Here is a 25,189-nt window from a genome sequence, read left to right as displayed (position 1 = left end):
TTAGATGCACCTTTATACTTACGAGGGTACTTTTGAAGGACTGCTGACGGTAGTGTTCGAAGCCTACGAGCGTAAAGCCTGGCCGACTGCCATAGAGCAGGAGCAGGTAGCGCAACCGGGCATTTTCGGAACAACTATTGCCGTAGTAACCGACGAAGAAAAAGCACAACGGGTATGGAAAGGTTTGCAGCACCGTTTGTCCGCTACAGCCCGGAAGCAGCTATACTATACCTATTTGTGGGAACAGCCGGGTTTTGAGCTGATTATATTTAACTATATAAAACTGGCTTTCGGCACTTCTGAAAACATAGAAGGCAATTTTACGGCCCCCTGTGTGCTGCAGGTGCAGCAGGCAGCCAAACAGCTGCACCGCGAAAAACACCGCATGGAAGCTTTTGTGCGTTTCCAGAAAACGACTAACGAACTATACTATGCGCATATTGAGCCAGACTTTAATGTGTTGCCGGTTATAATAGAGCATTTTACGAAGCGCTACGCTGATCAGCGCTGGGCCATTTACGACACACGCCGCCGATATGGTGCTTATTATGACCTGCATAGCACCACTTTCGTAACACTGGATGCAGCACCATGCAAAGGGATGGGCGTGTTGCCCGAATCAGCCATTACGCAGCAGGAAAAAACGTACCAGCAACTGTGGCAGGTATACTTCGATCATGTAAACATTGTCGAGCGTAAAAATCCTAAACTTCACCTCAGGCATGTGCCTAAACGCTACTGGAAGTACCTTTCCGAAAAGCAGCCCCGCCTGCAAGCCTAAGTATACTATAGTTTAGGTTTATCTTCTCCCGAAACAAGTGGTGAAAAATTGTACAGCTTTTTTGCACCACTTTGTAACATACCCTGTACGCTGCACGTAAGCATTACTATATATTTATTTTAAAACAAGCGGCAGACTTAACTGCTAAAGCATAAAGTGGCCTTACCACTGCATGCAGCTTAGCTAACGTTTTTGCACATATGAATACACGCGTACGTAAAAAACTTATTCAGGTGGCTCGTGGCAGAGCAAATCAAATGACCTTTCAGAACCTGATCTACGAAGCAGAACTAGGCCTGAACCTTGACAATACCTACGAAAAAGCACAGCTAACAGAAGTAATTGACGAAATATCGGAAGAAGAGCACGCCGAAGGGAGACCTTTGCTAAGTGCACTTGTTAGTACCAAAGGTTTTAAGAACCAGGGAGATAACTTTTTCAGGCTATGCGAACGCTTAGGCTACGGCAACTGGAGAGAACTTAAGAAAGATGCGGAGTTTTTAGAGGAACAACGCAAAGCCTGCCGTGAATTCTGGCAGAACAAAGATAATTTTTCTACCTACCTATAGTACAACTACAGAGCGGCAGGCCTTCCATCTCACCCTTGGCTGCCGCTCTGTTTTTCTTTCTACATCTCACCCTGCTATAAGTCCTCGTTTTTTCAGTATCTGCTAGAATTCGCAACATAGGCTGTATGTAATTGTTTGCCAGCCTGTAATGGAGTTATCACCTGTTGGTGTAATCCGCTAATCAACAGCTAGTCTTTTATAAAATCGGCAACTATAATAAGTGCAAAACCAGCTGGTTTGCTTGGAGTTAGCAAGTTTAAATTGCTCCTGAAAAGATTGGAATAATGTAAAATATATAGTTTAATTTGTATGTGTAAATCTTCTGGTATACATCTGTGTCCGGCCGATCCACAAAGCAGTTAAACTATTTTTTTACAGCCTATGAGAGCAAATACTTTTACCCTACCTTTTATTCTTACATTGTTTTTTGGCCTGGCCGGCTACAGTGCTTTTGCCCAGGGGGCGAAGTTTGGCAAAGTAGATGATCACGAACTTAAAATGAACCAGTACGCACAGGATACTTCTGCGGAAGCAGTAGTGCTGTCAGATATCGGTTTTACCAAGTTCAGTTTAAACCATGGCATTCAGGTTATCACTGATCGCCACATCCGCATCAAGATCCTTAAAAAGTCGGGTTACGATTGGGCAAACTTTGAGGTGCCGTTTTATGTGCAAGGTGGCGACCGCGAACGCGTTACCAGTATAAAAGGTGTAACCTATACACTGGAGAACGGACAAGTGCAGAAGCATAAGCTGGAGGCCAAAAACGTATTTGAAGAGCAGCACAGTGAGAACTGGTACTCCAAAAAGTTTACCATGCCTAATGTTAAAGTGGGTTCCGTAATTGAGGTGAGTTATACCATTTCATCCGACTTTTTCTACAACATGCGCGAGTGGGAGTTCCAGACCACTATCCCAACCCTATGGAGCGAATACAGCGCCGAAATTCCGTCTTACTTCGACTATAAGTTCCTGATGCAGGGGTACCATCCTTTGCACACAAACAACAAGAATAATAAGGGCTCAGGTACGCCTGAACTTACAAACTATGCCTATACCTGGACAATGAAGAATGTGCCGGCCCTGAAAGAAGAAAGATACATTACAACGCTTAAGGATTACCAGTCTAAAATAGAGTTTGAATTGCAGCGCGTAAATCTGCCGAATCAGGCTCCTAAAATTATGACCGGAAACTGGGAAGACGTAGTAATGAACCTGTTGGCAAACGACCGGTTTGGTATGCAGATAATCAAAAGCGGTTTTTATAAGCGCGACCTGACAAACATTTTAGCGCAGCATAAAACGCCTGAACAGCAGGTGCGCGCCATTTATGAGTTTGTAAAAGGTAAAATGACCTGGAACGAGCAAAACTCTTACCTGGCCAGAACAAGCTTAAGTGATGCTTATAGCAAAGGTACTGGTAATGCCGCCGATATAAATCTGCTGCTTGTGGCAATGCTAAAGGAAGCTGGGATAGACGCTGCACCGGTACTGGTGAGCACGCGCGCAAATGGCCGTCCGCCACAAGGTTCGCCGCTGGTAAATAAGTTTAACTATGTAATAGCGCGTGTTTTTGTAGATAACAAAGAGTATTTGCTGGATGCCACTGATCCGTTTCTGCCATTTGGTATGCTGCCTGTAAGAGCCCTGAACGGCAACGGTTATATTGTTAAAAAGAATGAGCACCGCTGGGTAGATTTAAAACCTGTAGTTTATTCTAAGTTTATAAATACAGATGTTACCATCAGCGAGAACGGCGACATGTCCGGACAGGCTGTAGAGTCAGCAGGGGGGCATTATGCCTTAACATTACGCAAATCACTTAAAGAACAGGGCGAAGAGAAATTTGCAGAAAATATGTCGCGCGAAGTAGGTAACTATAAGCTTGGCAAACCGGTGTTCGAGAACAAGGAAAAGATAGGCGACCCACTTCATATCAAGTACAACATCAGCGCAAGCGGTAACGGGCAGCAGAACAGTATCATTTACCTGAACCCGTTAATGGGGCATGGCGATACAGAGAATCCTTTTAAACTTACCGAGCGCCTTTACCCTGTCGATTTTGCCACACCTATAGATGAGACCATCATTACAAAGTATATTATACCGGCAGGATATGTTATTGATGAAGCTCCTAAAAGCGTGAATGTACTGCTGCCGGAGAACGGTGGAAAGTTTATGTATATGGTGCAGCAGAATGGAAATGAGTTGCAGGTAATGAGCCGTGTAAACATAAACAAACCGGTGTTTTACGCCGAAGAGTATGTATACCTGAAAGAGTTCTATAATCAGATCGTGGCCAAGCACGCCGAACAGATCGTTTTAAAGAAAAGCTCTTCCAATTAATTAAAGCCATCAAAAATGCAGCTACAGTAAAAGGGCAGCCCGGTTAAGTTACCGGTTGCCCTTTTACTGCCTTTGCTCGCTTCTGTTAAGCCATAGTTATGAAACAAAAATCCGTATTTATGCCCCTGCTTTTGTGGCTGGTAATTCCTTTTGCCGCATTTGCAACCCGCAGCATTTCCTCAGTAGACCTTATAAAAGGTGCCAATGCCGTTATAAACTCACAGGAAACCGTTTTTACTGTTACCTCACCGGCCAGCGCTACCACTACTTTTAAAACCCGGATAACTATCCTGAACGAGAACGGTCTGCACCGCGCCAAACTATATGTGCCTTACGACAAGCTATCGAAGGTGAACTATATAAAGGGCGCCTCTTATTTACAGGGTGGTAAAAAGATAAAAACGCTGAAAAACAGTGATATAACGGATGTGAGTTCTATTTCCGATTTCTCGCTGTTTGAGGATAACCGTATAAAGATCGCTGACCTTACCCATACCATATACCCGTTCATAGTTGAGTTTGAGTACCAGACCACATCATCTAACATGCTGTTCTACCATACCTGGGCTCCGCTTGATGAAGATAAATTGTCGGTAGAGAATGCCACGTTTACGGTTGTAATGCCACAAGCTATGAAAATGCGTTACCGCGAAGCCAACCTACAGCAGAAAGTTGCAACCGAGGTGAAAGATGGTAAAACAATCTATAGTTGGCAGGTAAGTAATTTAACACCGATCAAGACTGAACCATACGCACCGCCAATGGCTGAACTGGTGCCCATGGTACGCACTGCCCCAACCGAATTTGAAGTGCAGGGTTACGCCGGTGACATGAATAACTGGCTGAGCTATGGACAGTGGTTTAACAAACTAAACGAAGGCCGCGATGTGCTGCCGGAGGCTACCAAAGCAAAAATTGCAGCCCTTGTAGCTGATGCCAAAACGCCTGAAGAAAAAGTAAAACGCATCTACAATTACCTGCAAAGCAACACCCGCTATATTTCTATACAATTGGGTATTGGCGGCTGGCAGCCTTTTGAGGCAAGTTTTGTAGATAGTAAAGGTTATGGCGACTGTAAAGCGCTTACCAACTATACGCAGGCTATGCTGAAAGCTGTAGGCATACAGTCTCACCATGCCCTGATACGTGCCGGCGAGAACGTTCCGGATCTGATGACTGATTTCCCGAGCAGCCAGTTTAACCACGTTATATTGTCGGTGCCGATGAAACAGGACACACTTTGGCTGGAATGTACCAGCCAGAACGAATCGGCGGGGTATGCGGGAAGTTTTACCGGCAACAGAAAAGCCCTTCTTATTACCCCGGAAGGCGGCAAACTGGTAAACACGCCTGCCTACAAAGCAGCTGAAAATACAGTGAACCGCACGGTTAAAGTAACGCTGGACGATGCCGGAAACGGAACGGCTTCTGCGGTAACGCACTATAAAGGGGTAGAGCATGAATCTTACCGCGACCTGCTGCATGTGGCCTCTCCCGAAGATCAGCGCAAGTGGCTCTACCGCAACATCAGTATTCCATCTTTCGAGCTGAAGCAGTTTTCTTTTGACATGAAAAAAGCAAGGTTGCCTGAAGTAACTGAAAAGCTGGAATTGAGTGTGCGTAAGTGTGCGACCATCAGTGGTAAACGCATGTTCCTGGCTCCTAACCTGATGAACAAATGGGACAGCACGCCAAACTCCGTAGAGAACCGAACTTTAGAAGTAGTGCGCTCCTCAGCTTACACCAACTCCGACACCGTAATTTATGAGTTACCTGCAGGCTATAGTTTAGAGTTTAAGCCAACCGACATGGCCTATGATACAGAATTTGGCACGTTTAAGGCCACCACTAAAGTAGAGGGCCAGAAAGTAACCTACGTGCGAACCATACAAATGCACAAAGGCCGCTACAAGCCCGAAGCCTACACCAAAATGCTGGAGTTTATGAACAGCATCGTAAAAGCCGACGGCCAGCAACTGGTGTTTGTGAAGAATGTGCAGTAGGGTATAGAGTTAACCAATAACTTTAACTGAATACCAATTAGCTTACTTAAAATGATAACAGAGAATACCGAAGTGACAGCGGGAGAACCCGTACCGAGTATACCCAAAGAAAAATACTATAACCTGAAACCTATTATGGTTGCTACTGTTTTAGGCGGGCCTATAGCTGCCGGGTATATGATGTATAGGAACTATATAACTACCGGAGAGGAAGAAGGTGCCAAGAGTATAATTATCTGGGCGATCATCTATACATATTTACTTTTTGGTATAATGATGCTGTTGCCTGAACCTGTAGTGGAACTGATACCCCGGATTTTAATACCTTGGGTTAACGGCGGTATAGCTTTCTTTGTGGCCAGAAAATACCAAAGTGACATATTACTTGATCATGAACTACAGAATGGGGCCTTTTACTCTGTATGGCGTTCAGTTTGGCTGGGGATAGTTTGTGCTCTTGTTACCGTTATTATGATAATCCCGCTTGTATTTTTTATGTCGCCTATATTATAGGAATACATTCGTTGCAAAGCGCAACTCGCAGCCCACAGAAAATTATTTTCTGTGGGCTGCGTCTTTTTATAAGTGGCTCCGTCATCAGGGTGTAAAACGAAATAAAACACCTTAAACTATTAGAGCCATGAAACGATTTCACGTTAATGTCAGAGTAAAGAACTTAGAAGAATCTATAGGGTTCTATACTGCCTTATTTGCTACAGAGCCCACTGTGCTGAAAGAGGATTATGCCAAATGGATGCTCGAAGATCCGCGTATAAACTTTGCTATATCGCTGCACCCTGAGAACGCTGGCATCGAGCACTTGGGCATACAGGCCGAAAGCGAAGAAGAGCTGACAGAGGTGTATGGCAACCTGAAAAAAGCGAAAGGCGCCATCCGCGAAGAAGGTAAATGTACCTGCTGCTATGCCAAATCTGAGAAGTCGTGGATCACAGATCCGCAGGGTGTAGACTGGGAAGCATTTTATACATTCGGAGAAGCCACTGTCTACGGCGAAGGCGCCAATGCCCGCAAAGCCGAGTCAGCCGTTTAGTACATTATAAAACTATAAAAAGTAAGGCGGCAAGTAAACTTATACTTGCCGCTATTGCTGTTTTCAGCTAAATTGAGCCACCTATGCAAGCCGAAACAACCGCACAAACTATAGTTGCCAACCTATTGCCGGAGCACTACCCGCAGGTAAAGGAAATTTACGAACTGGGCATGGCCACAGGCAACGCCACTTTAGAGACAAAAGCACCTGAATGGGCCGACTGGGATGCTAAATTTATGAAGAACTGCCGCCTCGTGGCGCTGCAAAACGATAGGGTAGCAGGTTGGGCTACTTTGTCGGCGGTGTCAGGAAGGTGTGTGTACGCGGGCGTGGCCGAAGATACCGTGTATGTGCATCCTGATTTTAAGCGCCAGGGAATTGGAAAGTTGCTGTTACAGGAACTGGTACGTCAGTCGGAGCAGGCGGGTATTTGGACGCTGCAGGCAGGTATCATTAACGAAAATAAAGCAAGCATACACCTGCACGAGCAATGTGGCTTCAGAATAGTAGGCGTGCGTGAAAAATTGGGCCAACTACACGGGCAGTGGCGCGACATCTGCCTGATGGAACGCCGCAGTAACATAGTAGGAGTTTAAGCTAACTATAATTTACCCGATGGAAAATTGCTGCAACACCTCTGCACCTCAAAAGCTAACTACCGACACCTGCGCGGCGGTAGCACCTGTTTTTCTGGCTTACGAAGCGCAACTAAAAGGCTTTGTGCAGAAGCGTATTTTAGACAAAGACGAAGCCAACGACATTCTGCAGCAACTATACCTGAAGATCTACAAAAACTGCGAACAGTTACCCGAAATTAAGAACATACAGGCCTGGCTCTACCAGATAACACGCAACGCCGTCTACGATTTTTTCAGGGAAAGCAGCCGCTACCAAACTATAGCTGAAGTAGAATTGGATGAACTGCCTGACGACACCCGCCACGACGTGGAAGCATTAGTTGCACCATTGATCAGCTTACTACCAGAAGAATATGCCGAAGCGCTGCGCCTGAGCGAACTGGAAGGAGTTAGCCAAAAAGAAATTGCAGAGCGTTTGGGTATCTCGTATTCCGGGGCAAAATCAAGGGTGCAGCGCGGCCGCGAAAAACTGAAAGCCCTGTTCATAGAATGTTGCCACCTGGAGTTTAGCCACGACGGCAACATCGTTTCAGCCACTATAAAAGATAGTTGTAAGCCCTTGCAGGGTTTGTAGTTGAGGTTATTAGTTGTTGACTTTCGTGGTTCGATTAACCCACCCCTAACCCCTCTCAAGAGGGGAATTTTGTAGCCTTGTATAGCAGTATTTATGTCGCGAGCGTCCTCGCTCGTGTTGTCTATAGTTTGGGCCTCCGGCCCAGTCGGATCACAGATCCATCTTTATAGTTAGTCACGGATTGTAAATCCACGCCAGCTAAAAGTAGCTATAATACTATAGTTATAACTATAGTAAAGCCCTAATTCCCCTCTTGGGAGGGGTAGGGATGGGTTAATCAGACCACGAACAACCACTAACTAAAACTTATACCTGACCTGCGCCTTCATATCTGATCTTGTAGAACCTTCAATGGTTTCCAGCCCCGAGCCGATGGTATCTACATTTCTATAGTTGGTAATGCCATATTTCACCCACACATCCAGATCACGTACTAACTGAAACTGTAACAAGGCATATGCTCTGGTACCTTTGCCACTCAGTGCCGGAATGGAGAATGCATAGAGCACGTCGCGCTCATAAACATACTGGCGGGTGTCGTAACTGTCAGTGTCGAATAGGGCGTAGCGGGTGCTGAGGCGGATGTTTTTGAAACTATAGTTAATGTCCTGGGCTATGAGGTAACCGGTTTGCTTTGGTGCTTCGTGCTCGTAACTGCTGAACTGCACACGGCTTTTTAAACTGAGCGCTGGTGTTGGCGTAAACTCATAGTATAACAGGTAATTGCGGCGCAGGGCTTGTGCTACATAATCTATAGTTGTGGTGTTGTTTGGTGCGTTCAGGCCTTTGTTTTCGGTGCGGAACTGGGCGTAAAGGGCGCTTTGCCGGTTGGGTTTAAAGTAGAGCCGCACCAGGTATTCGTCGCCGTAAGAAGGGGCATCAACGCGATAGCGCAACCACGGAAAGGTAAATCGGTCGTAATAGGCCGTTATCTCCCAGCGGGCAATTGGCTTTAGTTTGATGCCGGTGTAAAAGCCACGCTCATTAATATTCCGGCTGCCTTCGCCAAACGCGCCACCATACAAACTATGAAAATTCCGGCTATAGTATCGGTAGAGCATCGCCACCTCTGCTTTGTCAGATAGGTTCGCGATCAGGCCATTTACACCGCCTACGCCACCGCTTTTGCTCATAGCCGTTTCTCCGAACAGGTACACATTCTGCCAGGTAAAACTATAGTTGGTGCCGGCTGTATAGTTGCTGTTACCATTAAACTCAAAACGCTGGTAAGGGGCATCGGTCTTTTTAATGGGCGAACTATAGTTGGTGCCAACAGCCGTAAAGCCAACCGTAAAAGCCTGTTTCTGGTACTGCAAACTACTGCCAAAAATCTGCTCCCGCACGCGCCCTTTATTAGCTAACTCTGTTTCTGTTCTATGAAAGCCGGAAGTCTGAATGCCGGTAAATGTTTCGCTAACATCAGAGATGGTATCAGCTTGTAAATTTGCGTCAGTACGTTTGGTGGAGTAAAAGCCTGTTAGGTTCAGGTCATCTGACAAACGATAGGTAACCGCCGCACCCCTGAAAAAGGCTGATTCCAACACAGAACTATAAGGTCGGATGCCCAGGTTTGCCCGACTGATAGTCGTTATCGTTTCGCTGCCCTTGCCCACGCTGTACCCCGACGACAACTGCAATCCCTGACCAATCTGTAACTGGTAATCTCCAAGTGCTATCGTTTTAAACCTGCCTTTGTTGTAGAGTTGGAAATGCGCTGTGTAAAAATCGAACGCATAACGCCTTGTGTCTGGATCCCAAGTGAATGCTTCGCCGGCATCTTTTTCGGCCGTTATGCCCAAACTATAATCCTGGGCTACACTGTTACGATAACGCATAAAAAGCTTATCCGGTGAGCCCAGGTACCTGCTCTGCGACCGGCTGCTGGAATCAACTGAACTATAGCCTCGGCGTTGTTGCAGTGTCCGCTCATACCTGACTATAAGTGCGTTGTTATCTTCACCTATCATGCGTTGCCACAATGGGCGCGAATCGGCATACAAACCGGCATCATCCACTTTAACAAAAGGCAGCAGCTGGTAGATTGTGATCAGGTCAAAGCCTGGAATGGCTTGTAATTCATAAATACTGAGCAGTTTACCGTTGTCTTGGAGGTGCTGGAAAAACGAAGCGATTTGCGGGCGAGAAAGGATAAACAGCGAGGCTAGTTCTTCGGGCGTAGTACTGTTGAGGTCAATGGGCTGCTGATAATATTGGAAAAGCGTTTCGTACAGGTCTTCGTAGGAGATGTTTTCGTCTTCCTGCTGCGAAAAAAGTTCCTGTACAAACAAATCGAAATCTATTGTCTGGCGCGGGTAGTTCTGCGCCTGGGCCTGCGGAATTGAGCAGAAAATCAGTAACAGTACAACTATAGTCCGCACCATATTACATCGGATTAAGAGGGGCTGAAACTATGGCTTCGCTCCCAAAACTATAGCTAACCGACAAATGGTGGCTGTTGCCCAGGTGCGTAGTATTACCGAAAGCATAATCAACTATAAACTGCCGGGCCATAAAGCCGGCGCCAAAGTTAAGTGTATTGGTAAGCGACTGAAAGCCACTGCGAACTATAAATTTATCCAGAAACAGCTGATATTCGATACCTGCTTTAAAAGTAGCGTTATGGTCGATGTTCTTCTCAGTTTCAGCCAACAGTAACAGCTTTTTGTAAGGCGTGTAGCTGAGACCAGCTTTCATAATAGTAGGCAAGCGTTCATCTTCAAAATCAGAAAGTTTCGCCTGGTTGAGGTTGTAAGCGTATGCGCCGAAGTGCAGGCCTGGCACAATTTCGGCCTGCCCGCCAATGGCTATAGTTGCCGTTTTGCGGCTGCCATATCCTTGCACTGATACCTGCCAGATCTCCGCTTTTGCACCCAGACTGAACTGTCCCAGTTTATGCGCGGCACCCAGGCCAATGTGTTGCCGGTTGTATAGTTGGTCTCCAAACCTGCTCAGGCTGATGCCATACACACCATATTTTGAAGTCGGATAAACACCCAGAAGCGCTACTGTAGTGAAGGCCCGAACACCGAATCTGTTCTCAGCATAAGCTCCGGCATGTGGTTGCGAGAGCCCGGCCATGCCGGCTACGTTGTTGTGCAGTGCCCAAAGGTCGGGAATGGTTACGGAGGCATTGCCAAGTGCGGCGGCACGGGCACCAAACGGCACATCAGCCTGCGCCTTTACAAGTGAAGGGAAGAGGAATAAGAAGCAGTATAAACTATAACGCAGTAAAGCTATCCCATCCGTAAGGCTTTAACAGTTAGCGAAATAGGACTTACGGGAGGTTGTTGATTAAGTTGGAACTATGTTTTTTATTATGGAAGGATTGTCGGAGTAGGCTATAGTTATAGTTTAAATTAAGATAGATTAAATACCGCAAGTTTAGCGTAGCGTAACTTGTGGCTGTACATGGCAGCCAGTTTGTAACTGGCTTTGCTTTGAAAAAGCAAAAGAACTATATGCTTGACTATAGAACTAATGTTTTCTGCTCACGCAGAAAGCCAGTTACAAACTGGCACCATGGTTAACCACAAGTTACGCTACGCTAAACATGCGGTATGAATTCGAGGCTTGTAATTCGCTTAATCCCCATTAATCCCCGTTCAGACAATCCTATCTTACTCCGCCACCACCTCATCCACAAACAACCAGGCGGTTTTGCCGGCGGAGCGGTGGTTTGGCGGGCAGACTTTAATATTACGCGCTACTATTTTCACGAAGCGGACTTGAGTTGGCGCGAACTCAGCAGAGAATGTTTGGGTGAAAATGCCGCCTTTTAAAGGGTCGGTGGTGTTGGCTACAGTTTTAACAGTTCTGTACTTTTTACCGTCTTCAGAAACCATAAACGCTACGTGCGTAGGCAGGAAAATATTGGCCAGCATGTTCTGTAAATGCGAGCTGCTGATGCGTGTTATAGTGGCAGGTTGCTCCAGGTCAATTACAGCTTCAAAGTCGTTACCGGAAAAGCCGAGCCATTGGCCATCCGACTGGTTAAGGGAGCCGTTTAGGCCATTTACTATAGTTGCGCTGCCCTGCGCAGGAAAGTAGCGGCTGGGATTGCTGCTTAACTTTACTGGTCGGGCGAAGGCCTGGTGTATGGTTAGGGTAGTAGTGGTTGGCTCGTCCATTAGGTTGCCATCCATAAAAGAAGCCGCTTTTATAGTTGCTGATTTATCAACTATAAATGGCTTAGTGTATAGTTGGCTAGCTGGGGTAGGAGCGGAGCTATCCAACGTGTAGTATAGTTGTGTACCAGCAGCATCCGAGGTAAAGGTTATAGTTGCATGGCGTTGTGCGGTATCTATAGTTACCTGTTGTTTTACCTGGTAGGCGCTGGTGCTATAGTTTATGCCTAAGGCATCGTAGCGCTTATATTGCCCTTGCATGCGTTGTGTAAAATTGTCCCAGTTCTTGTTTGCAGGGTTGGTCCAGAAAACTTCGGAAGCGGCCGCAATGCGCGGGAACAACATATACTCTACCTGCTCGAAAGTCGGGATGTATTCGGTCCAGAGGTTGGCTTGCGCTCCAACTATAAAGCGCTTTTCGGACGGAGTGAGTTTGTCGGGAGTTGGGTTGAAACTATAGACTTTGCTGAGTGGTGTGTAACCGCCAAAGGCAAGCGGCTCCAGTTGCTGAACTCCCTGGTAGTAATCGAAATACAAATGCGAGGTGGGGGTCATCACCACACCATGTTGTTGCTCAGCTGCCTTTATGCCACCTGCTGTTCCGCGCCACGACATGATCAACGTATTGTTCGGAATGCCGCCATCCAATATCTCATCCCAGCCAATAATACGTTTATCTTTTGTTTTCAGAAATTTCGCGATGCGTTGGATAAAATAACCATGTAGCTCATTTTCGTTTTTCAGGTTTTCGGAAGCTATTTTAGCCTGGCATTTCGGGCAGGCCTTCCAACGGGTTTTGGGCACTTCGTCGCCTCCGATGTGTAGTACCTGCCCTGGGAAAAGGGCTGCAACTTCGGTCAGCACATCTTCCAGGAAACTATAGGTTTGCTCGTTACCGGCACAGAATACATCTTCAAAAATACCCCAGGCCTGCTCTGTTTTAAACGGGCCGCCGGTGCAGCTCAGCTCCGGGTAAGCAGCCAGCGCAGCCAGTGCATGGCCGGGCATTTCTGTTTCCGGAACTATAGTTATGTTGCGGTCCTGAGCATATTGCACTACTTCACGTATCTCATCCTGAGTATAAAAGCCGCCATATTTTTTGCCATCAAACTGCTGCGGACGCTCCAGGGCATGGCCAACTATAGTTCCGTCGCGCCAGCCTCCAACTTCAGTTAGTCTCGGGTATTTTTTGATCTCGATGCGCCAGCCCTGGTCGTCGGTCAAGTGCCAGTGGAAGGTGTTGAGTTTGTACATCGCCATGTAGTCGATGTACTTTTTGATATCTGAAACCGGGAAGAAATGACGCACTACATCTAAATGCAGCCCGCGCCAACTATAGGCTGGTTTATCGGTTATCTCCAGCGCAGGCACAGCCACAGATGTAAAATTAAAAGTAAGTGGCAACAGCTGTTTTATAGTCTGAATGCCCATGCCAATGCCCGCCGGTTGGTTAGCTGTAAGTAAGATCTTAGTAGGTTGTACCGACAAACTATAGCCTTCCGGGCCAAGCGTATCAGGAGTATTCGTGAGGCTCAGGTAAATATAGTTGGCTGCCCGCTTTCGGGGTATTTTGATAAGTACTTGTGGCTGCTGACCGGTTGCGGTTTTTATAGTTTGTGCCAGCTGCTCGGCGGTAGTTTTCAGGAAATGCTGCTCCGGGTTGATGTATAGTCTGGTATTTGCATTCAGGATAAAGTTGCCTTGCTGCACTATCAGGTGTTGGGGCCTCGGAACTATAGAAATATCCGGAACAGCGGTTTGCTGCGCTGAAGCTGACAAAATGGTAACTATAAAAACTAGAAGGGTGAGCAGTCGTGGCATCAGGCAAAGATTTGAACCTCAAGAATAAGCAGGATAAGTTTAAAATGCCAAGCCTGAACTAATATTTTTAAGATTTAGTGAATCAAATCATGAATAGAATGGCGCGAGCGTCTTCGCTCGTGTCGTGCTATAGTTGGGCTTTCCGCCCATTTTATAAAGTAATTACGGTAGTAAATGAATGCGCAGACTAAACTATAAAAAAGGGCCGGAGGCCCCGCTATACTTAGTCACGAGCGAGGACGCTCGCGCCATAGCCCTTAATCACTGATCCACAAAAAAAGCGCTGAGATTGCTCCCAGCGCTTTTCTATAGTTTAAAAAGGTACTTAGTCTTTCACCTGAAGTTTAACCTTCGCGTCACCTTTTTTCTTTTCGATCTTGAACTCAGTTTTACCGGCACGCAGTTTCTCCTGTGCTTCGGTCATGGTTGCGTTCAGTAGTTCAGCCTGTGGGGTAGTTGCTTCTGCTTTCGCAGCGTCGCCGGCACCCGGGCTTTTTGTGTCTACAATCGTCATCTCGCTGATCAGGTTGTTGGCACCTGCATATTTGTCGATGATGAACAGTACGTAACGGGCATCCACGTTAATGCAACGCTTGTAGTCTGCATCATAAACAAGGTCACCAGTCATCGCTTCCCAGTTACCATCAAACGCAAGGCCAGTCAGTTCACCTCTACCGTTAATTACCGGAGAACCTGAGTTACCACCTGTAATGTCGTTATCTGTGATGAAGTTGACTACCATTTCGCCTTTAGAGTTGGCATAGCGGCCATAGTCTTTAGCTTCGTATAGTTGCTTTAACTTGGCAGGTACTTCGAACTCTTCGTTAGTTGGGTCTTCTTTCGCCATTAAGCCTTCCATGGTAGTGTAGTAGTTGTATAGTACACCATCCTGCGGGCTGTAATCTTTAATAGCACCGTAGCTTAAACGTATCGTTGAGTTTGCATCCGGGTAATACACAAAGTCAGGATTCATTTCGCGCAGACCGGCTACATACAGGCGGTTGGCAGTGTTTAACTTCGCGTTAGCGCCAGCTAATTTAGGAGCGATGTTGGTCATATAGTTCTCCATTATCGGCTGCACAATTGCGAAAGCAGGATCGTTCTCCAGTTTCTTGGCAGTCGGGTTTTTCAGGAAGTCTTTCAGTTTCTGCTCCGATACTACAAACGAGTTGCTGTACACGTGGTCAGCCAGTTTGTTGAAATCGCCTTTGTACTTGGCAACCAGGTTTTTAAATGCTTCCGGCTGCTGGTCTTTTGCGATGTCTTCAGAGTAGAACTTCAGCATGGCAGCAAACACTTTTTTGTCTGTCGGCATGTTGTAGTCTTTAAAGAAAGCATCCACGCGTGGCATCAGGTCTTCTATAGCTTTCTGAGTAGCTGCTTTGTCGCCACCTTTCAGTGTCATGTAAAGCGGCATAAGGCGGTAAGCCATCATCAGCGATTCAGTACCCAGAATTGCTTCGTTCAGGTAAACAGAGCCCAGGTTGTATTTTGCGATCTCTTTGTAAGAAGCATCAATATCTGTTAGCACGTTACCGTAAAGGGCTTTGCGTTGCGGGTCGTTGGCCCAAGCCTGGTATTTCGCTTCATCAGCTACTTTGCCTTCTATGGTCTTCATGCGCTTAATGCCTTCGTTCTGACCGATAGAATATTTGTAGTAGTTAGAAGTAGACGCATATTTGGAAGCATACTTGATACGGGTAGCATCGCTCTTGTCCATATCTTCTTTCCAAAGCGATAATTTTTTGTCACGCAGTTTAATACGTGTTTTGTTCAGCTGGTCAACTTCAAGTTGCAGGCCCTGAGAGGTCATGAAACGCTTGGTACGGCCCGGAAAACCGAAAACCATAGAGAAATCGCCTGGCTCTCTGTCGCCGATGTTAATCGGCAGGTGGTGCTTAGGGTTGTAAGGAACGTTGTCTTTGCTGTATTTAGCCGGCTTGCCATCTTTGCCCGCGTATACACGGAAAACAGAGAAGTCTCCGGTATGGCGTGGCCACATCCAGTTATCGGTATCACCGCCGTATTTACCGATAGACGATGGAGGTGTACCTACCAGACGAACGTCGGTGTAACGGTTGTAAACAAACAGGTAGAACTCGTTGCCGTTAAAGAAATCGCGCACATACGTTACATATTCGCCGTTGTTGCTGGCCTCTTTGGCAAGTGCCTGCATACGCTGGCCAACCTGCTGGGCACGTTCTGCTTCCGGTGTATTGTTATTGATGCCTTCCAGTACTTTGCCTGTCACATCATCCATACGCACTAAAATATCCACAAAAAGACCTTCGTTCGGAAGCTCTTCAGCATAGCTCTTCGCCCAGAAACCATTCGTCAGGTAATCGTTCTCCGGTGTAGAGTGCGCCTGTATCTGGCCGTAACCACAGTGGTGGTTAGTAAGCAACAGACCATTTTTCGAAACGAACTCACCGGTACAGAAACCACCGAACTGCACGATGGCATCTTTCAGGCTCGAGTTGTTCACAGAGTAAATTTCTTCGGCAGTAAGCTGAAGTCCTTTTTTCTGCATATCAGCGTGGTTCAGGCGCTTTATCAGCATCGGTAACCACATACCTTCGTCGGCTTTGGCCGTAAACGGCACGCTAAGCGCAACTAAAAGTAGGAGTGAAAGGATTCTTTTTAACATGGAAATTTGTTTAGATTAGTTAAACTGCATGCAATTTAATAAAAATATTACGCACCTAACGCTTGTTAGGGTTTTAAGATAGCTGTTTTGTATATAGTTTTCCCGTTTTCTGATGCCCAGTTATAGTTTTACAAAAACAAAGGAAGCTACCCGATAACTATAGCCGGATACTTATTACACTGAAACATGAGCTGGATATTTAAGAAACTGATGCTTGGCCTGATCTGGATTTACCAGTACATGATCTCGCCATTAAAACCAGCTACCTGCCGCTACACGCCCACCTGTTCTACTTACGCGGTGCAGGCCATCAATAAATACGGCCCGTTTAAAGGCGGCTGGATGGCCTTGAAAAGAATTGGCCGATGCCACCCCTGGGGCGGAAGCGGCTACGATCCGGTGAAGTAAAGTCTGCTAAGGCGATCCTTTCAAGTTTCTTTAGTGTTGCCCTCGCGTGCCGCGAGTGTGAGTTACCAACGGCCTCTGGCCGCTTTAACCTATAGTTTAGCTTTTCTATATGCTCGTGTTTTAAAGTGGCGGGACGCCACTAGTAGCTCACACTCGCGATACGCGAGCGAGGGCGGTTACGACCCGATTAAGTAAAAGTAACTTCATCGGGAGTTCTTGCCTGTAAGTATAGTTTTAAGCCAGGTTCGTCTAAAGCCCGGTCCGGCAGATTGAGATTTCTGTCTTTTTTTAAGTATATTGAGAAAAGACAATATTCATTCTTCCTCTGCCTATGTTCCTGACGTTACTATCGCACCAATGGCGGTCCGAGCTGCGGTCTTCCGTTTTCCAGAAAAGCATCGCGCTTAACATTATACTGGGCCTGTTCATCGTCTATTTTGGTGGCATTTTCCTGTTCCTGGGTTTTTATTTGGATGATATTCTGGCAAAAATATACCCGGGACAAAATGTGGTAACCATCTTCAACGGCATGCTGCTGGTCTATTTCCTGATCGATCTGTTTTTTAGATTTCTGATGCAGGAGCTGCCAGTGTTGGCCATACAGCCTTACCTGCATTTGCCCATTTCTAAAAACAAGCTGGTGCATTATGTGCTCGTAAAATCTGTACCGAGCTTTTTTAACCTGTTACCGCTGCTGTTTTTTGTGCCTTTTATGGTCACGTCGGTTATACCGGCTTTTGGTTCGGGCATGGCTATAGTTTGGCTACTGACTCTGGTGGTTGTAACACTGCTTAACAATTTCCTGCTGCTGTATTTTAAACGGCAAATGAGCAATAAGCCGCTTTATACGCTGGCTTTCGGCATAACTATAGTTTCGCTGATGCTACTCGATTACCTGGATGTTTTGCAACTGCAGGTGATTTCCCAGGCTATATTTGGTGCCATATTGGTGCAGCCGTGGCTGGTTATAGTTCCGGTTTTACTGCTGGCTGGTGCTTACCTGCTTAATTTCTACTTTCTGAAAGCCCATACTTACCCAGAAGAACTGAGGGTACATAAGGCAAAGGAAGCTACAGGTGGCGACATCGCATTCCTGAACCGCTTCGGGGAACTGGGCAAGTTAATAGAGCTGGAACTGAAGCTGATCTGGCGACACAAGCGTACCAAATCGATTATCATCATGTCGGCTATATTCCTGTTCTATGGCTTTATATTTTATGGCAAGGGTAATTATATGGATGGTTTCGGGATCCTGATCTTTGTCGGAATTATATTGTCGGGGATGCCGATGTTTAACTATGGCCAGTTTTTACCAGGCTGGCAGAGCGGCCACTTCGACGGGTTGCTAACGCAGCGCATTTCGCCTTACCAGTTCCTGAGCGCTAAATACTGGATGATGGTGCCGGTTATGGTGCTTGCCTTTATTCTGACGCTGCCATATGGCTTCTTTGGTTATAAGATCCTCCTGATAAATGCGGCAGCACTGCTTTATAATGTCGGGGTTAACGTGTTCATCGTTTTCTTCTTTTCAGTGTACAATACCCAGAAGCTGGACCTGAGCAAGAGCGCGTCCTTTAACTGGCAGGGCGTAGGGGCATCTAAGTTTGTGATGATGCTGCCGTTAATGGTTCTGCCTATTCTCATTTACCTGCCTTTCGGTTTACTGGATGTTCCTTATGCGGGCATAGCGGCAATTGGCGGACTTGGCCTACTGGGCATTATCTTTCAGAAACAACTGCTTACATTCTCAGCTAACCGCTTTACAGCACACAAGTACAAACTGGCAGCTGGCTACAGACAATCTTAATCAACCGATCAACTATAAAAATCAGAGCAATGCTAACTATAAATAACCTTCAGAAAGTATATAACGGCACCACTGTCGTAAACATACCGGAACTAACTATAACAGCAGGCGAATCTGTTGGGCTGGTAGGAAATAACGGAGCCGGCAAAACCACACTTTTCAGGATGATACTGGACCTGATACGGCCAAGCAAAGGCGAAGTGTTCTCGAAAGGCATTAGTGTGATGGAATCCGGGGACTGGAAAAACTATACCGGCTCGTACCTGGATGAAGGCTTTCTGATAGATTACCTGACCACCGAAGAGTATTTTAAGTTTATCGGCGACCTGAATGGTTTGTCGGGCGGCGATGTGGCTGAGCGCTTGGCACCTTTTGCAGACCTGTTTAACGGCGAAATTCTGGGGCAGCGTAAGTATATCCGCGATTTCTCGAAAGGGAACCAGAAAAAGATAGGTGTTGCCGCAGCTGTGCTGTCGAACCCTGAGTTGCTGATACTGGATGAGCCTTTTGCCAACCTGGATCCCAGCTCACAGATACGCCTGAAAAACCTGCTCAAAAACCTGCGCGAAGAAAAACAAATGACCATGCTGATATCAAGCCACGACCTGAGCCACGTAATTGACGTATGTGAACGTATCGTTATTTTGGAAAAAGGACAGCTGGTGCAGGATATGGCAACTAATGAGAACACACTTCGTGAGCTTGAGACCTACTTTACCGTTTAAAAGGCAATTTTTACTTCGGTTTTAAGGATTTAAATTAGTAAACTGCAATAAATTAAGCCCGCATTCCGGCTTACGCCTAAGTTTTTCACCCGTTTAACGTAGGCAAAATGAATATTAAAGTACCCGTTCCGCAAGGCAGTAAGCGATACGTCATATCGCTTACTGATATTTTACGCATAGAAAACCGATCCCTTTCCTTTTTTGGTGCAGGGGCTCATAACCTGTATATTTTTGAAAAAACCTCGAAAGGCGACGAGCTTTTCTCGCTTTATAGTTACGGACATAAGCAGGACATGCTTACCGCTTTCAGTATCATCAATTCACTGTTAGCTAAGATATCCAAAGAGCCGGTAATGCTGGAGCTGGAGCCAATGGATTAGAAACCACCTATAGTTTGTGTGTTAATAGTTTAACCCCTAAGAGGCAGGCGCATCTGGTAAAGATCGAAGCCTTTTGCCCAGTAATCCTTCTCCGTGTGTTCCAGCACAAAGCCTAGTTTCTCATAAAATTTATATACTACCTGCGAGGTCCGAACTATAATCAAATCTATAGTTGGGTTTTTGTTGATATGGTTTATGCGGTGCTGCGTTAGGTTTGTACCAATGCCTTTGCCCTGAAAGTCCGGGTGAACAATATCCCATGAAAGGCGCGCCAGCCGCTCAGCGGGAAAGTAATTAATGCCGCCTGCTCCAACTATAGTTCCAGCCTCCTCTATTACAAAATAATCCTCCAGGTGTTCGTCCAGGTAAACTATAAAGTCCGGCGCTTCAGTCTCAGCAAAATAGCGCGGAATATTTAATTGCAGCAAATTAACAACCGCTTGTTTATCTGAGTGGGTGTAAGGGCGGATCATAGTTTTAAAGTAGGTTGGTGCTTAAAGTGGTGAGACATCTCCTGATCAGTTTTTCAGCTGGAGTTTCATCATGATGTCTGTCTGCTCGTCATCGCCTAATTTAAAAACGTGTTTATCAAACTCAACAAAACCGTTTTTCTTATAAAAGTTGATGGCTCTCGGGTTTTCTTCCCAAACACCTAACCAAACGTAGTCGGCATCTGTTTGCTTTGCAATTTTCATGGCATGCTCGTAAAGTAACTGGCCCACCTTCTTCCCATGAAATTCTTTTAACACATAGATCCGCTCTATTTCAAGGGCTTTATCGTCTTTTAATTCTGTTTGTGATGGGCCAAAGTTTAGCTTTAAATACCCGATCATATCACCGTTAACAGAAGCAAAATAGAATTCGGAGTTTTTGTTTTGGAGCTCAGTAGTTAGTTTTTCGACAGAGAATCCTTCTTCCAGGTACTTCTTCATATTCGCCTCTGTATTTCCTTCTGAAAACGTCTCGGAAAAAGTTTGCCTGCCAATCTGCTGTAATTGGTCTATATCATTTACCGTAGCTATTCTAATCTCGATGTTATGCATTTTTGGGTTTGAGGTTGTGTCTAGGTGCAGTGCAGTATTGTGAATTATACTTCTGCATAGGGTTTATTTATTCTGTTATTGGCTACTATTTATTCTTTTTAGCTAGAATTCCTTGAATAGGCTTTAGAATTTGTCTTTCAAAATCATTTTTCAATCTTCTGTTTTCTTCCGAATTGAAATCACTATTCAGGATTTTCCAGTTTCCAATTTCTAGTCCCTTATTAACTGAAATCAAAGCAAAAGTAGTTTTCCTCCTTCCAGCTGGCCTTGTCCATGTATTTAATATTTGATTTTTAGTAGCATCATAGAAATATACATGAAACCAATGGTCTGATTCATTTCTTCGCTGGTCTTTTAAAACAGAACCATCAGGAAGGATAGGTACTATTTTTTCGGGGTATTGCCTTTTAAATTGTGTGATAGCCTCAATTACTTCTGTTTCCGGATAATCCAATTCATATGTTTCAGCATATGCAAAACTACCAGCAGCAATCATATTTACCTGGTCACAACTGAATAAAGCCCCTAAGGTTATTGGGAATAAAGCTATTGTTCTTGCGCGCATTTCTTAAAAATGGATTTGTATATGGGTGGGCAAAGCGAAGCAGCAGCTCTGCTCATGCGCCCTATTAGTAGCTTTTATTCTTATTTTCTGCTAAAACAATTATTTCAAAATCTTCCAGATAAAGTTCAAGTTATTCCAAATATCAGAGTTAGCCAATAGCACTAGTTGATATGACACCGTTGCTAAACCTAACAATAAGACAGACCAAAAAAATAATTTCCATCCAGTACCTGTTGGATGAATTTTGTTATTATAATAGATAATTTTCACCCTTTGTCCCTCATTGTAAAGAGGTAGACTTGCACCTACTTCTAACTCTAGTTCTAGATTTCGATTATCTTCTGTTTTGAATTGCACCATCGGGAAATACAGATAACTCACTTTGCCACCACTACCACTCCATTTTCCGACTATTTTACTGACTGTTCCTACTGTATGGAAACCATACTTTGAATGATAATAGTCAGATATAGTAAAATACAAACCAGTACCAAGAATCAAAATTCCGATGAAAAAGTAAAAAGGGTCCATCTATTTATAATTACTACTAACGTGCTGGTGCTATAATATGGGGAGGCGTAGCCGAACCTTAATTATGCACTTTGTTAGCGGGAGGAGTTTTTATCTATTTTGTTTATAACTTGGCTCTCGAACACAGCAATCAGTTGTTCAACGCCAGTATTTTCGATTTTATAACCACCTGTTTTATTCGCCCTATCAAATGCACCAATAAGAGAGACTTCAGATTTGGTATTGTTGTCCCATCGGCTATCTCTCTCATAATAAGATATAGTGAACTCATAATCTTCGGTCCCACCCTCAATTGATATATCAGCATAATAGTGAAGATACTCCTTATCTGTTCCCGTACTGTCGTTTGGATTCAGAGTCATTTTTGGATTTGACTTAACTGTCTGCAATAGCCTTTCTTCAAGTTCTTCCTTTGTCATAGAAAACCGATAGGACTTCAATGGGTCATAGGTAGCACTCATTTGAGTAGCAAAATAAATCAACCATAACAGTATGACTACCACGAAGCCTATTATCAATCTCATTCTACTCAAACATTCCATTATTATTGCTCTTGCCGCTAACTATAGTATAAACGAAATAAAACATACAGCTTTTTGTCACTTCCTATAGACAACCTCAACCGGATAACCATCTATAGTTTCAATTACTTAACCACTCCCTTCATCCAATTTCCTATTACTTCCAAAGCTGCCGGAGCTATAGTTTCTTCGAGTTGGCCGTATTCGTTTACCATACCGGTTGTTGCCGTCTGGAAAAGGTGGTTCAGGTTGGACATCTCTTTTATTGTGTACTTTTTGTTGACGGCGGCTCTCAGGGCTTTTTCGGTGGCAGGCAGGTTTTGCTGGTAAGGTACCTGCAGGTCTTTGGTGCCATTAAGTGCAAGTACGGGCATCTTCAGTTTCTGCAGTGTAGGGGCAGGGTTGTACCCTAAGAAGTAACGCGTCCAGGGCGAACTGAGCTGGGCAACTATAGCCTGTTCGCTTTGCGGGGTAAGTCCCATTTGCTTCTGCTCTTCAGCGGTAAGTTTTGTTTTGGCTTCCTGCTCCAGCTGTTTTATAGTTTGCGAAGCTTTAAAAATATCGGTCTCGGTAGCGGCAACAGTAAACTGGGCCTTGCGGAGTTGCAGGTAGTTCTGTAGTTGTGCGTCGGGCATGCCGGTAGCTTTAAGCAATGCTTCGTTCTGGGCTAATAGCAAGTCTGTACCAGGCACGGCACTTCCGGCCATCAATACTACAAAAGCAGTCTCGGGGTGTTTGGCGGCGACTTTTGCTGCAACCAGGGCACCCTCGCTGTGGCCCAACAAACCAACTTTCTTTCCGTCAACGCCTTCAAAATTTTTCAGGTAAGTAAAAGCAGCTTCGGTATCGAAGGCAAAGTCTTCGGTAGTGGCAGCCGCGAAATTACCACCCGATTTGCCCACACCACGATCATCCAGACGAAGTACAGCAAAGCCCTGGCGGGTGAGATAATCGGCCAATACTAAAAATGATTTGTGGCCCAAAATGGTTTGGTCGCGGTCTTGTGGGCCGGAGCCAGTAATAAGCACCACGGCCGGAGCCTTGGTTTTGCCTTTTGGTATAGTTAAGGTTCCGGCCAGGGTTATGCCGGCGGTTTTGTTTTCTATAGTTACTTCGGTTTCCTGATAAGGGTAGGGTTTTACTGGGTGTTGCGGACGTTTAGCTTCTGTTGCCTCGCCTTTCGTAAGCGGAATATGCATGGTCTGGCCTGCCTGTTTCAGGTAGCCATCAATCGTTTCGGGACCGGTCACTTTGCCAACATAAGAGCCACCAATCGCTTTTATATCTAAGTACAAACTATCCTGCACCAGCCTGGCCGATGTTACCGGAATACCTTTTGCACCCTGGTCGGGGCTGTCCATGGTGGCGGTAAGAGAGCCATCCGGGTTAGCGCTTAAGTTAAACACGAGTCGCAGTTTTGCGCCGCCAATTGCCAAAGAGCCGTTCCAGCTGCCGGTTATAGTCTGGGCAGGTTGTTGTGCATAACTGGTAATGGTGGTAAGTATTGTCGCCAGCAAAACAAGCAGATATTTTCTCATAGAGGGATGATTGAGATTTGTGTAGTACTAAGGTAATAATTTCCGGGTATAGTTATGTATATCCGGAAAACCGGGTGAAGTGAAAATGAAGTACACAAACTATAAACCGGCTTTCTTTGCTTAAATTTGTAGCTGATTTAATTTCTGATCTATGAAGAATTTCCTGCTTTCAACAGTCTTACTAACTATAGTTGGCATGTTCTCGGCCTGCAACAATACTCCCGAAACTACTCCCGAAGATAAAGCGGCTTATGTAGCAACTATAGATGCCTGGCATGAACAGCGTGTCGAGAACCTGAAGAAAGAAGATGGCTGGCTGGCGCTTGCTGGTCTGTTCTGGCTGGAACCCGGCGAAAACACCTTTGGCAGCGACCCTGCAAATGCGATCGTTTTTCCGGAAGGTAAAATTGCAGCCAAAGCAGGTACTTTTATACTTGCTGATAACCAGGTAAAGGTAAAGTTAGATAAGGGCACTGATGTGCAACTGGATGGAAAGCCGGTGCAGGAGGCTATAGTTTATAATTCGGATACCGTGGATGCACCAAAACTGAAACATGGGTCGCTGACCTGGTTTGTGATAAAGCGTGGCGACAAGTACGGCGTGCGTTTGCTGGATACCGAGAGCGACATCAGGAAAAATTTTACAGGCATAGACCGTTACGAAGTAAACCCCAACTATAAGATACAGGCGAAGCTAGAGCCAAACACTACCGGCCGAAAGATTTCCATTACCAACATAGTTGGCCAGGTAAGCGAAGAAGAAACGCCCGGAGCGCTGGTCTTTACTATAGATGGGAAGCAGCACAAGCTGGATGCGCTGAAAGAAGGCGAAGAACTGTTCGTGATCTTCGCAGATAAAACAAACGGTCACGAAACGTATGGTGCCGGGCGCTACCTGTATACCGACCTGCCGGATGCAAACGGTAACGTTACCATCGACTTTAATAAAGCGTATAACCCGCCGTGCGCTTTCGTAACGTATGCCACATGCCCGCTGCCGCCTAAGCAGAACTTTTTACAGGTAGCTATACCTGCCGGCGAGAAGTCGTTTGAGGCAAATCATTAGTACTGGCTATAGTTGGCGAACTGCTGAGATGCGGAAACATTTCGGATAATG

General features: G+C 45.6%; 23 protein-coding genes. 13 read left to right on the top strand and 10 right to left on the bottom strand.

Annotated elements, in window-relative coordinates:
* The first annotated feature begins 4 nt into the window (after positions 1 to 4).
* The 8 genes from KYK27_RS14320 to sigZ all read left to right on the top strand — a co-directional run bounded on the left by KYK27_RS14320 (position 5) and on the right by sigZ (position 7,962).
* Positions 5 to 781 (top strand): TIGR03915 family putative DNA repair protein, encoded by a 777-nt coding sequence (locus KYK27_RS14320; RefSeq protein WP_199110781.1) that lies wholly within the window; start codon positions 5 to 7, stop codon positions 779 to 781.
* Positions 782 to 981: 200 nt separating this feature from the next.
* The gene (locus tag KYK27_RS14315; protein WP_233150455.1) at positions 982 to 1,350 is read left to right on the top strand and encodes a hypothetical protein; all 369 of its coding nucleotides are present in this window, start codon (positions 982 to 984) and stop codon (positions 1,348 to 1,350) included.
* Positions 1,351 to 1,731: 381 nt separating this feature from the next.
* On the top strand, positions 1,732 to 3,696 hold the full coding sequence (locus KYK27_RS14310; protein WP_199110780.1) for a DUF3857 domain-containing protein: 1,965 nt from the start codon (positions 1,732 to 1,734) through the stop codon (positions 3,694 to 3,696).
* A 98-nt stretch (positions 3,697 to 3,794) separates the two neighbouring features.
* A complete protein-coding gene (locus KYK27_RS14305) occupies positions 3,795 to 5,699 on the top strand; it encodes a DUF3857 domain-containing protein (RefSeq protein WP_199110778.1) in 1,905 nt (634 codons plus the stop codon).
* A 51-nt stretch (positions 5,700 to 5,750) separates the two neighbouring features.
* Entirely contained in the window at positions 5,751 to 6,212 is a 462-nt protein-coding gene (locus KYK27_RS14300; RefSeq protein ID WP_199110777.1) for a hypothetical protein, read from the top strand.
* 127 nt (positions 6,213 to 6,339) lie between these two features.
* Positions 6,340 to 6,750, top strand: coding sequence for an ArsI/CadI family heavy metal resistance metalloenzyme (locus tag KYK27_RS14295; RefSeq protein ID WP_199110775.1), 411 nt, complete (start codon positions 6,340 to 6,342; stop codon positions 6,748 to 6,750).
* Between the two features lie 83 nt (positions 6,751 to 6,833).
* Complete coding sequence (locus KYK27_RS14290; protein ID WP_199110773.1) at positions 6,834 to 7,346, top strand: GNAT family N-acetyltransferase; 513 nt, start codon at positions 6,834 to 6,836, stop codon at positions 7,344 to 7,346.
* A 19-nt stretch (positions 7,347 to 7,365) separates the two neighbouring features.
* On the top strand, positions 7,366 to 7,962 hold the full coding sequence (gene sigZ / locus KYK27_RS14285; RefSeq protein WP_199110771.1) for an RNA polymerase sigma factor SigZ: 597 nt from the start codon (positions 7,366 to 7,368) through the stop codon (positions 7,960 to 7,962).
* Between the two features lie 299 nt (positions 7,963 to 8,261).
* Here sigZ and KYK27_RS14280 read toward each other — a convergent pair whose 3' ends face one another.
* From KYK27_RS14280 to KYK27_RS14265, 4 genes are all read right to left on the bottom strand, one after another.
* Complete coding sequence (locus KYK27_RS14280) at positions 8,262 to 10,343, bottom strand: hypothetical protein (RefSeq protein ID WP_199110769.1); 2,082 nt, start codon at positions 10,341 to 10,343, stop codon at positions 8,262 to 8,264.
* 1 nt (position 10,344) lies between these two features.
* Positions 10,345 to 11,127 carry a hypothetical protein gene (locus tag KYK27_RS14275; protein WP_199110767.1) on the bottom strand — a complete coding sequence of 261 codons (783 nt, stop codon included), beginning with the start codon at positions 11,125 to 11,127 and terminating at the stop codon, positions 10,345 to 10,347.
* A gap of 452 nt (positions 11,128 to 11,579) precedes the next feature.
* Positions 11,580 to 13,907, bottom strand: coding sequence for a family 20 glycosylhydrolase (locus KYK27_RS14270; RefSeq protein WP_199110765.1), 2,328 nt, complete (start codon positions 13,905 to 13,907; stop codon positions 11,580 to 11,582).
* Positions 13,908 to 14,232: 325 nt separating this feature from the next.
* Complete coding sequence (locus KYK27_RS14265) at positions 14,233 to 16,554, bottom strand: S46 family peptidase (protein ID WP_233150454.1); 2,322 nt, start codon at positions 16,552 to 16,554, stop codon at positions 14,233 to 14,235.
* 186 nt (positions 16,555 to 16,740) lie between these two features.
* On the opposite strand from KYK27_RS14265, the gene yidD reads away from it, so the two are divergent.
* The 4 genes from yidD (at position 16,741) to KYK27_RS14245 (ending at position 19,874) form a co-directional block, all read left to right on the top strand.
* Positions 16,741 to 16,962: a membrane protein insertion efficiency factor YidD gene (yidD, locus tag KYK27_RS14260; RefSeq protein ID WP_199110763.1), complete on the top strand. Its 222-nt coding sequence runs from the start codon at positions 16,741 to 16,743 to the stop codon at positions 16,960 to 16,962.
* A gap of 331 nt (positions 16,963 to 17,293) precedes the next feature.
* The gene (locus tag KYK27_RS14255) at positions 17,294 to 18,769 is read left to right on the top strand and encodes a DUF5687 family protein (protein ID WP_199110761.1); all 1,476 of its coding nucleotides are present in this window, start codon (positions 17,294 to 17,296) and stop codon (positions 18,767 to 18,769) included.
* Between the two features lie 29 nt (positions 18,770 to 18,798).
* Positions 18,799 to 19,494, top strand: a complete 696-nt coding sequence (locus KYK27_RS14250; protein ID WP_199110760.1) for an ABC transporter ATP-binding protein — start codon at positions 18,799 to 18,801, stop codon at positions 19,492 to 19,494.
* 107 nt (positions 19,495 to 19,601) lie between these two features.
* On the top strand, positions 19,602 to 19,874 hold the full coding sequence (locus KYK27_RS14245) for a hypothetical protein (RefSeq protein WP_199110758.1): 273 nt from the start codon (positions 19,602 to 19,604) through the stop codon (positions 19,872 to 19,874).
* Positions 19,875 to 19,903: 29 nt separating this feature from the next.
* Here the strand turns inward: KYK27_RS14245 and KYK27_RS14240 are convergent, their stop codons facing one another.
* The 6 genes from KYK27_RS14240 to KYK27_RS14215 all read right to left on the bottom strand — a co-directional run bounded on the left by KYK27_RS14240 (position 19,904) and on the right by KYK27_RS14215 (position 24,072).
* Entirely contained in the window at positions 19,904 to 20,347 is a 444-nt protein-coding gene (locus KYK27_RS14240; protein WP_199110757.1) for a GNAT family N-acetyltransferase, read from the bottom strand.
* Positions 20,348 to 20,392: 45 nt separating this feature from the next.
* A complete protein-coding gene (locus tag KYK27_RS14235) occupies positions 20,393 to 20,917 on the bottom strand; it encodes a GNAT family N-acetyltransferase (protein ID WP_199110755.1) in 525 nt (174 codons plus the stop codon).
* 85 nt (positions 20,918 to 21,002) lie between these two features.
* Entirely contained in the window at positions 21,003 to 21,482 is a 480-nt protein-coding gene (locus KYK27_RS14230) for a hypothetical protein (RefSeq protein WP_199110753.1), read from the bottom strand.
* Positions 21,483 to 21,581: 99 nt separating this feature from the next.
* Positions 21,582 to 22,013: a DUF3592 domain-containing protein gene (locus KYK27_RS14225; RefSeq protein WP_199110751.1), complete on the bottom strand. Its 432-nt coding sequence runs from the start codon at positions 22,011 to 22,013 to the stop codon at positions 21,582 to 21,584.
* Positions 22,014 to 22,087: 74 nt separating this feature from the next.
* Complete coding sequence (locus tag KYK27_RS14220) at positions 22,088 to 22,432, bottom strand: hypothetical protein (protein ID WP_199110750.1); 345 nt, start codon at positions 22,430 to 22,432, stop codon at positions 22,088 to 22,090.
* Between the two features lie 227 nt (positions 22,433 to 22,659).
* Positions 22,660 to 24,072, bottom strand: coding sequence for an alpha/beta hydrolase family protein (locus tag KYK27_RS14215; protein ID WP_199110748.1), 1,413 nt, complete (start codon positions 24,070 to 24,072; stop codon positions 22,660 to 22,662).
* Between the two features lie 151 nt (positions 24,073 to 24,223).
* On the opposite strand from KYK27_RS14215, the gene KYK27_RS14210 reads away from it, so the two are divergent.
* Positions 24,224 to 25,138 carry a DUF1684 domain-containing protein gene (locus tag KYK27_RS14210; RefSeq protein ID WP_199110746.1) on the top strand — a complete coding sequence of 305 codons (915 nt, stop codon included), beginning with the start codon at positions 24,224 to 24,226 and terminating at the stop codon, positions 25,136 to 25,138.
* Positions 25,139 to 25,189 lie beyond the last annotated feature (51 nt).

The sequence above is a fragment of the Pontibacter populi genome, assembly GCF_019336435.1.
Classification (GTDB): Bacteria; Bacteroidota; Bacteroidia; order Cytophagales; family Hymenobacteraceae; genus Pontibacter; species Pontibacter humidus.
Note: the sequence above shows the minus strand (reverse complement) of the source record. Positions and strands in the feature narration are given on the sequence as shown.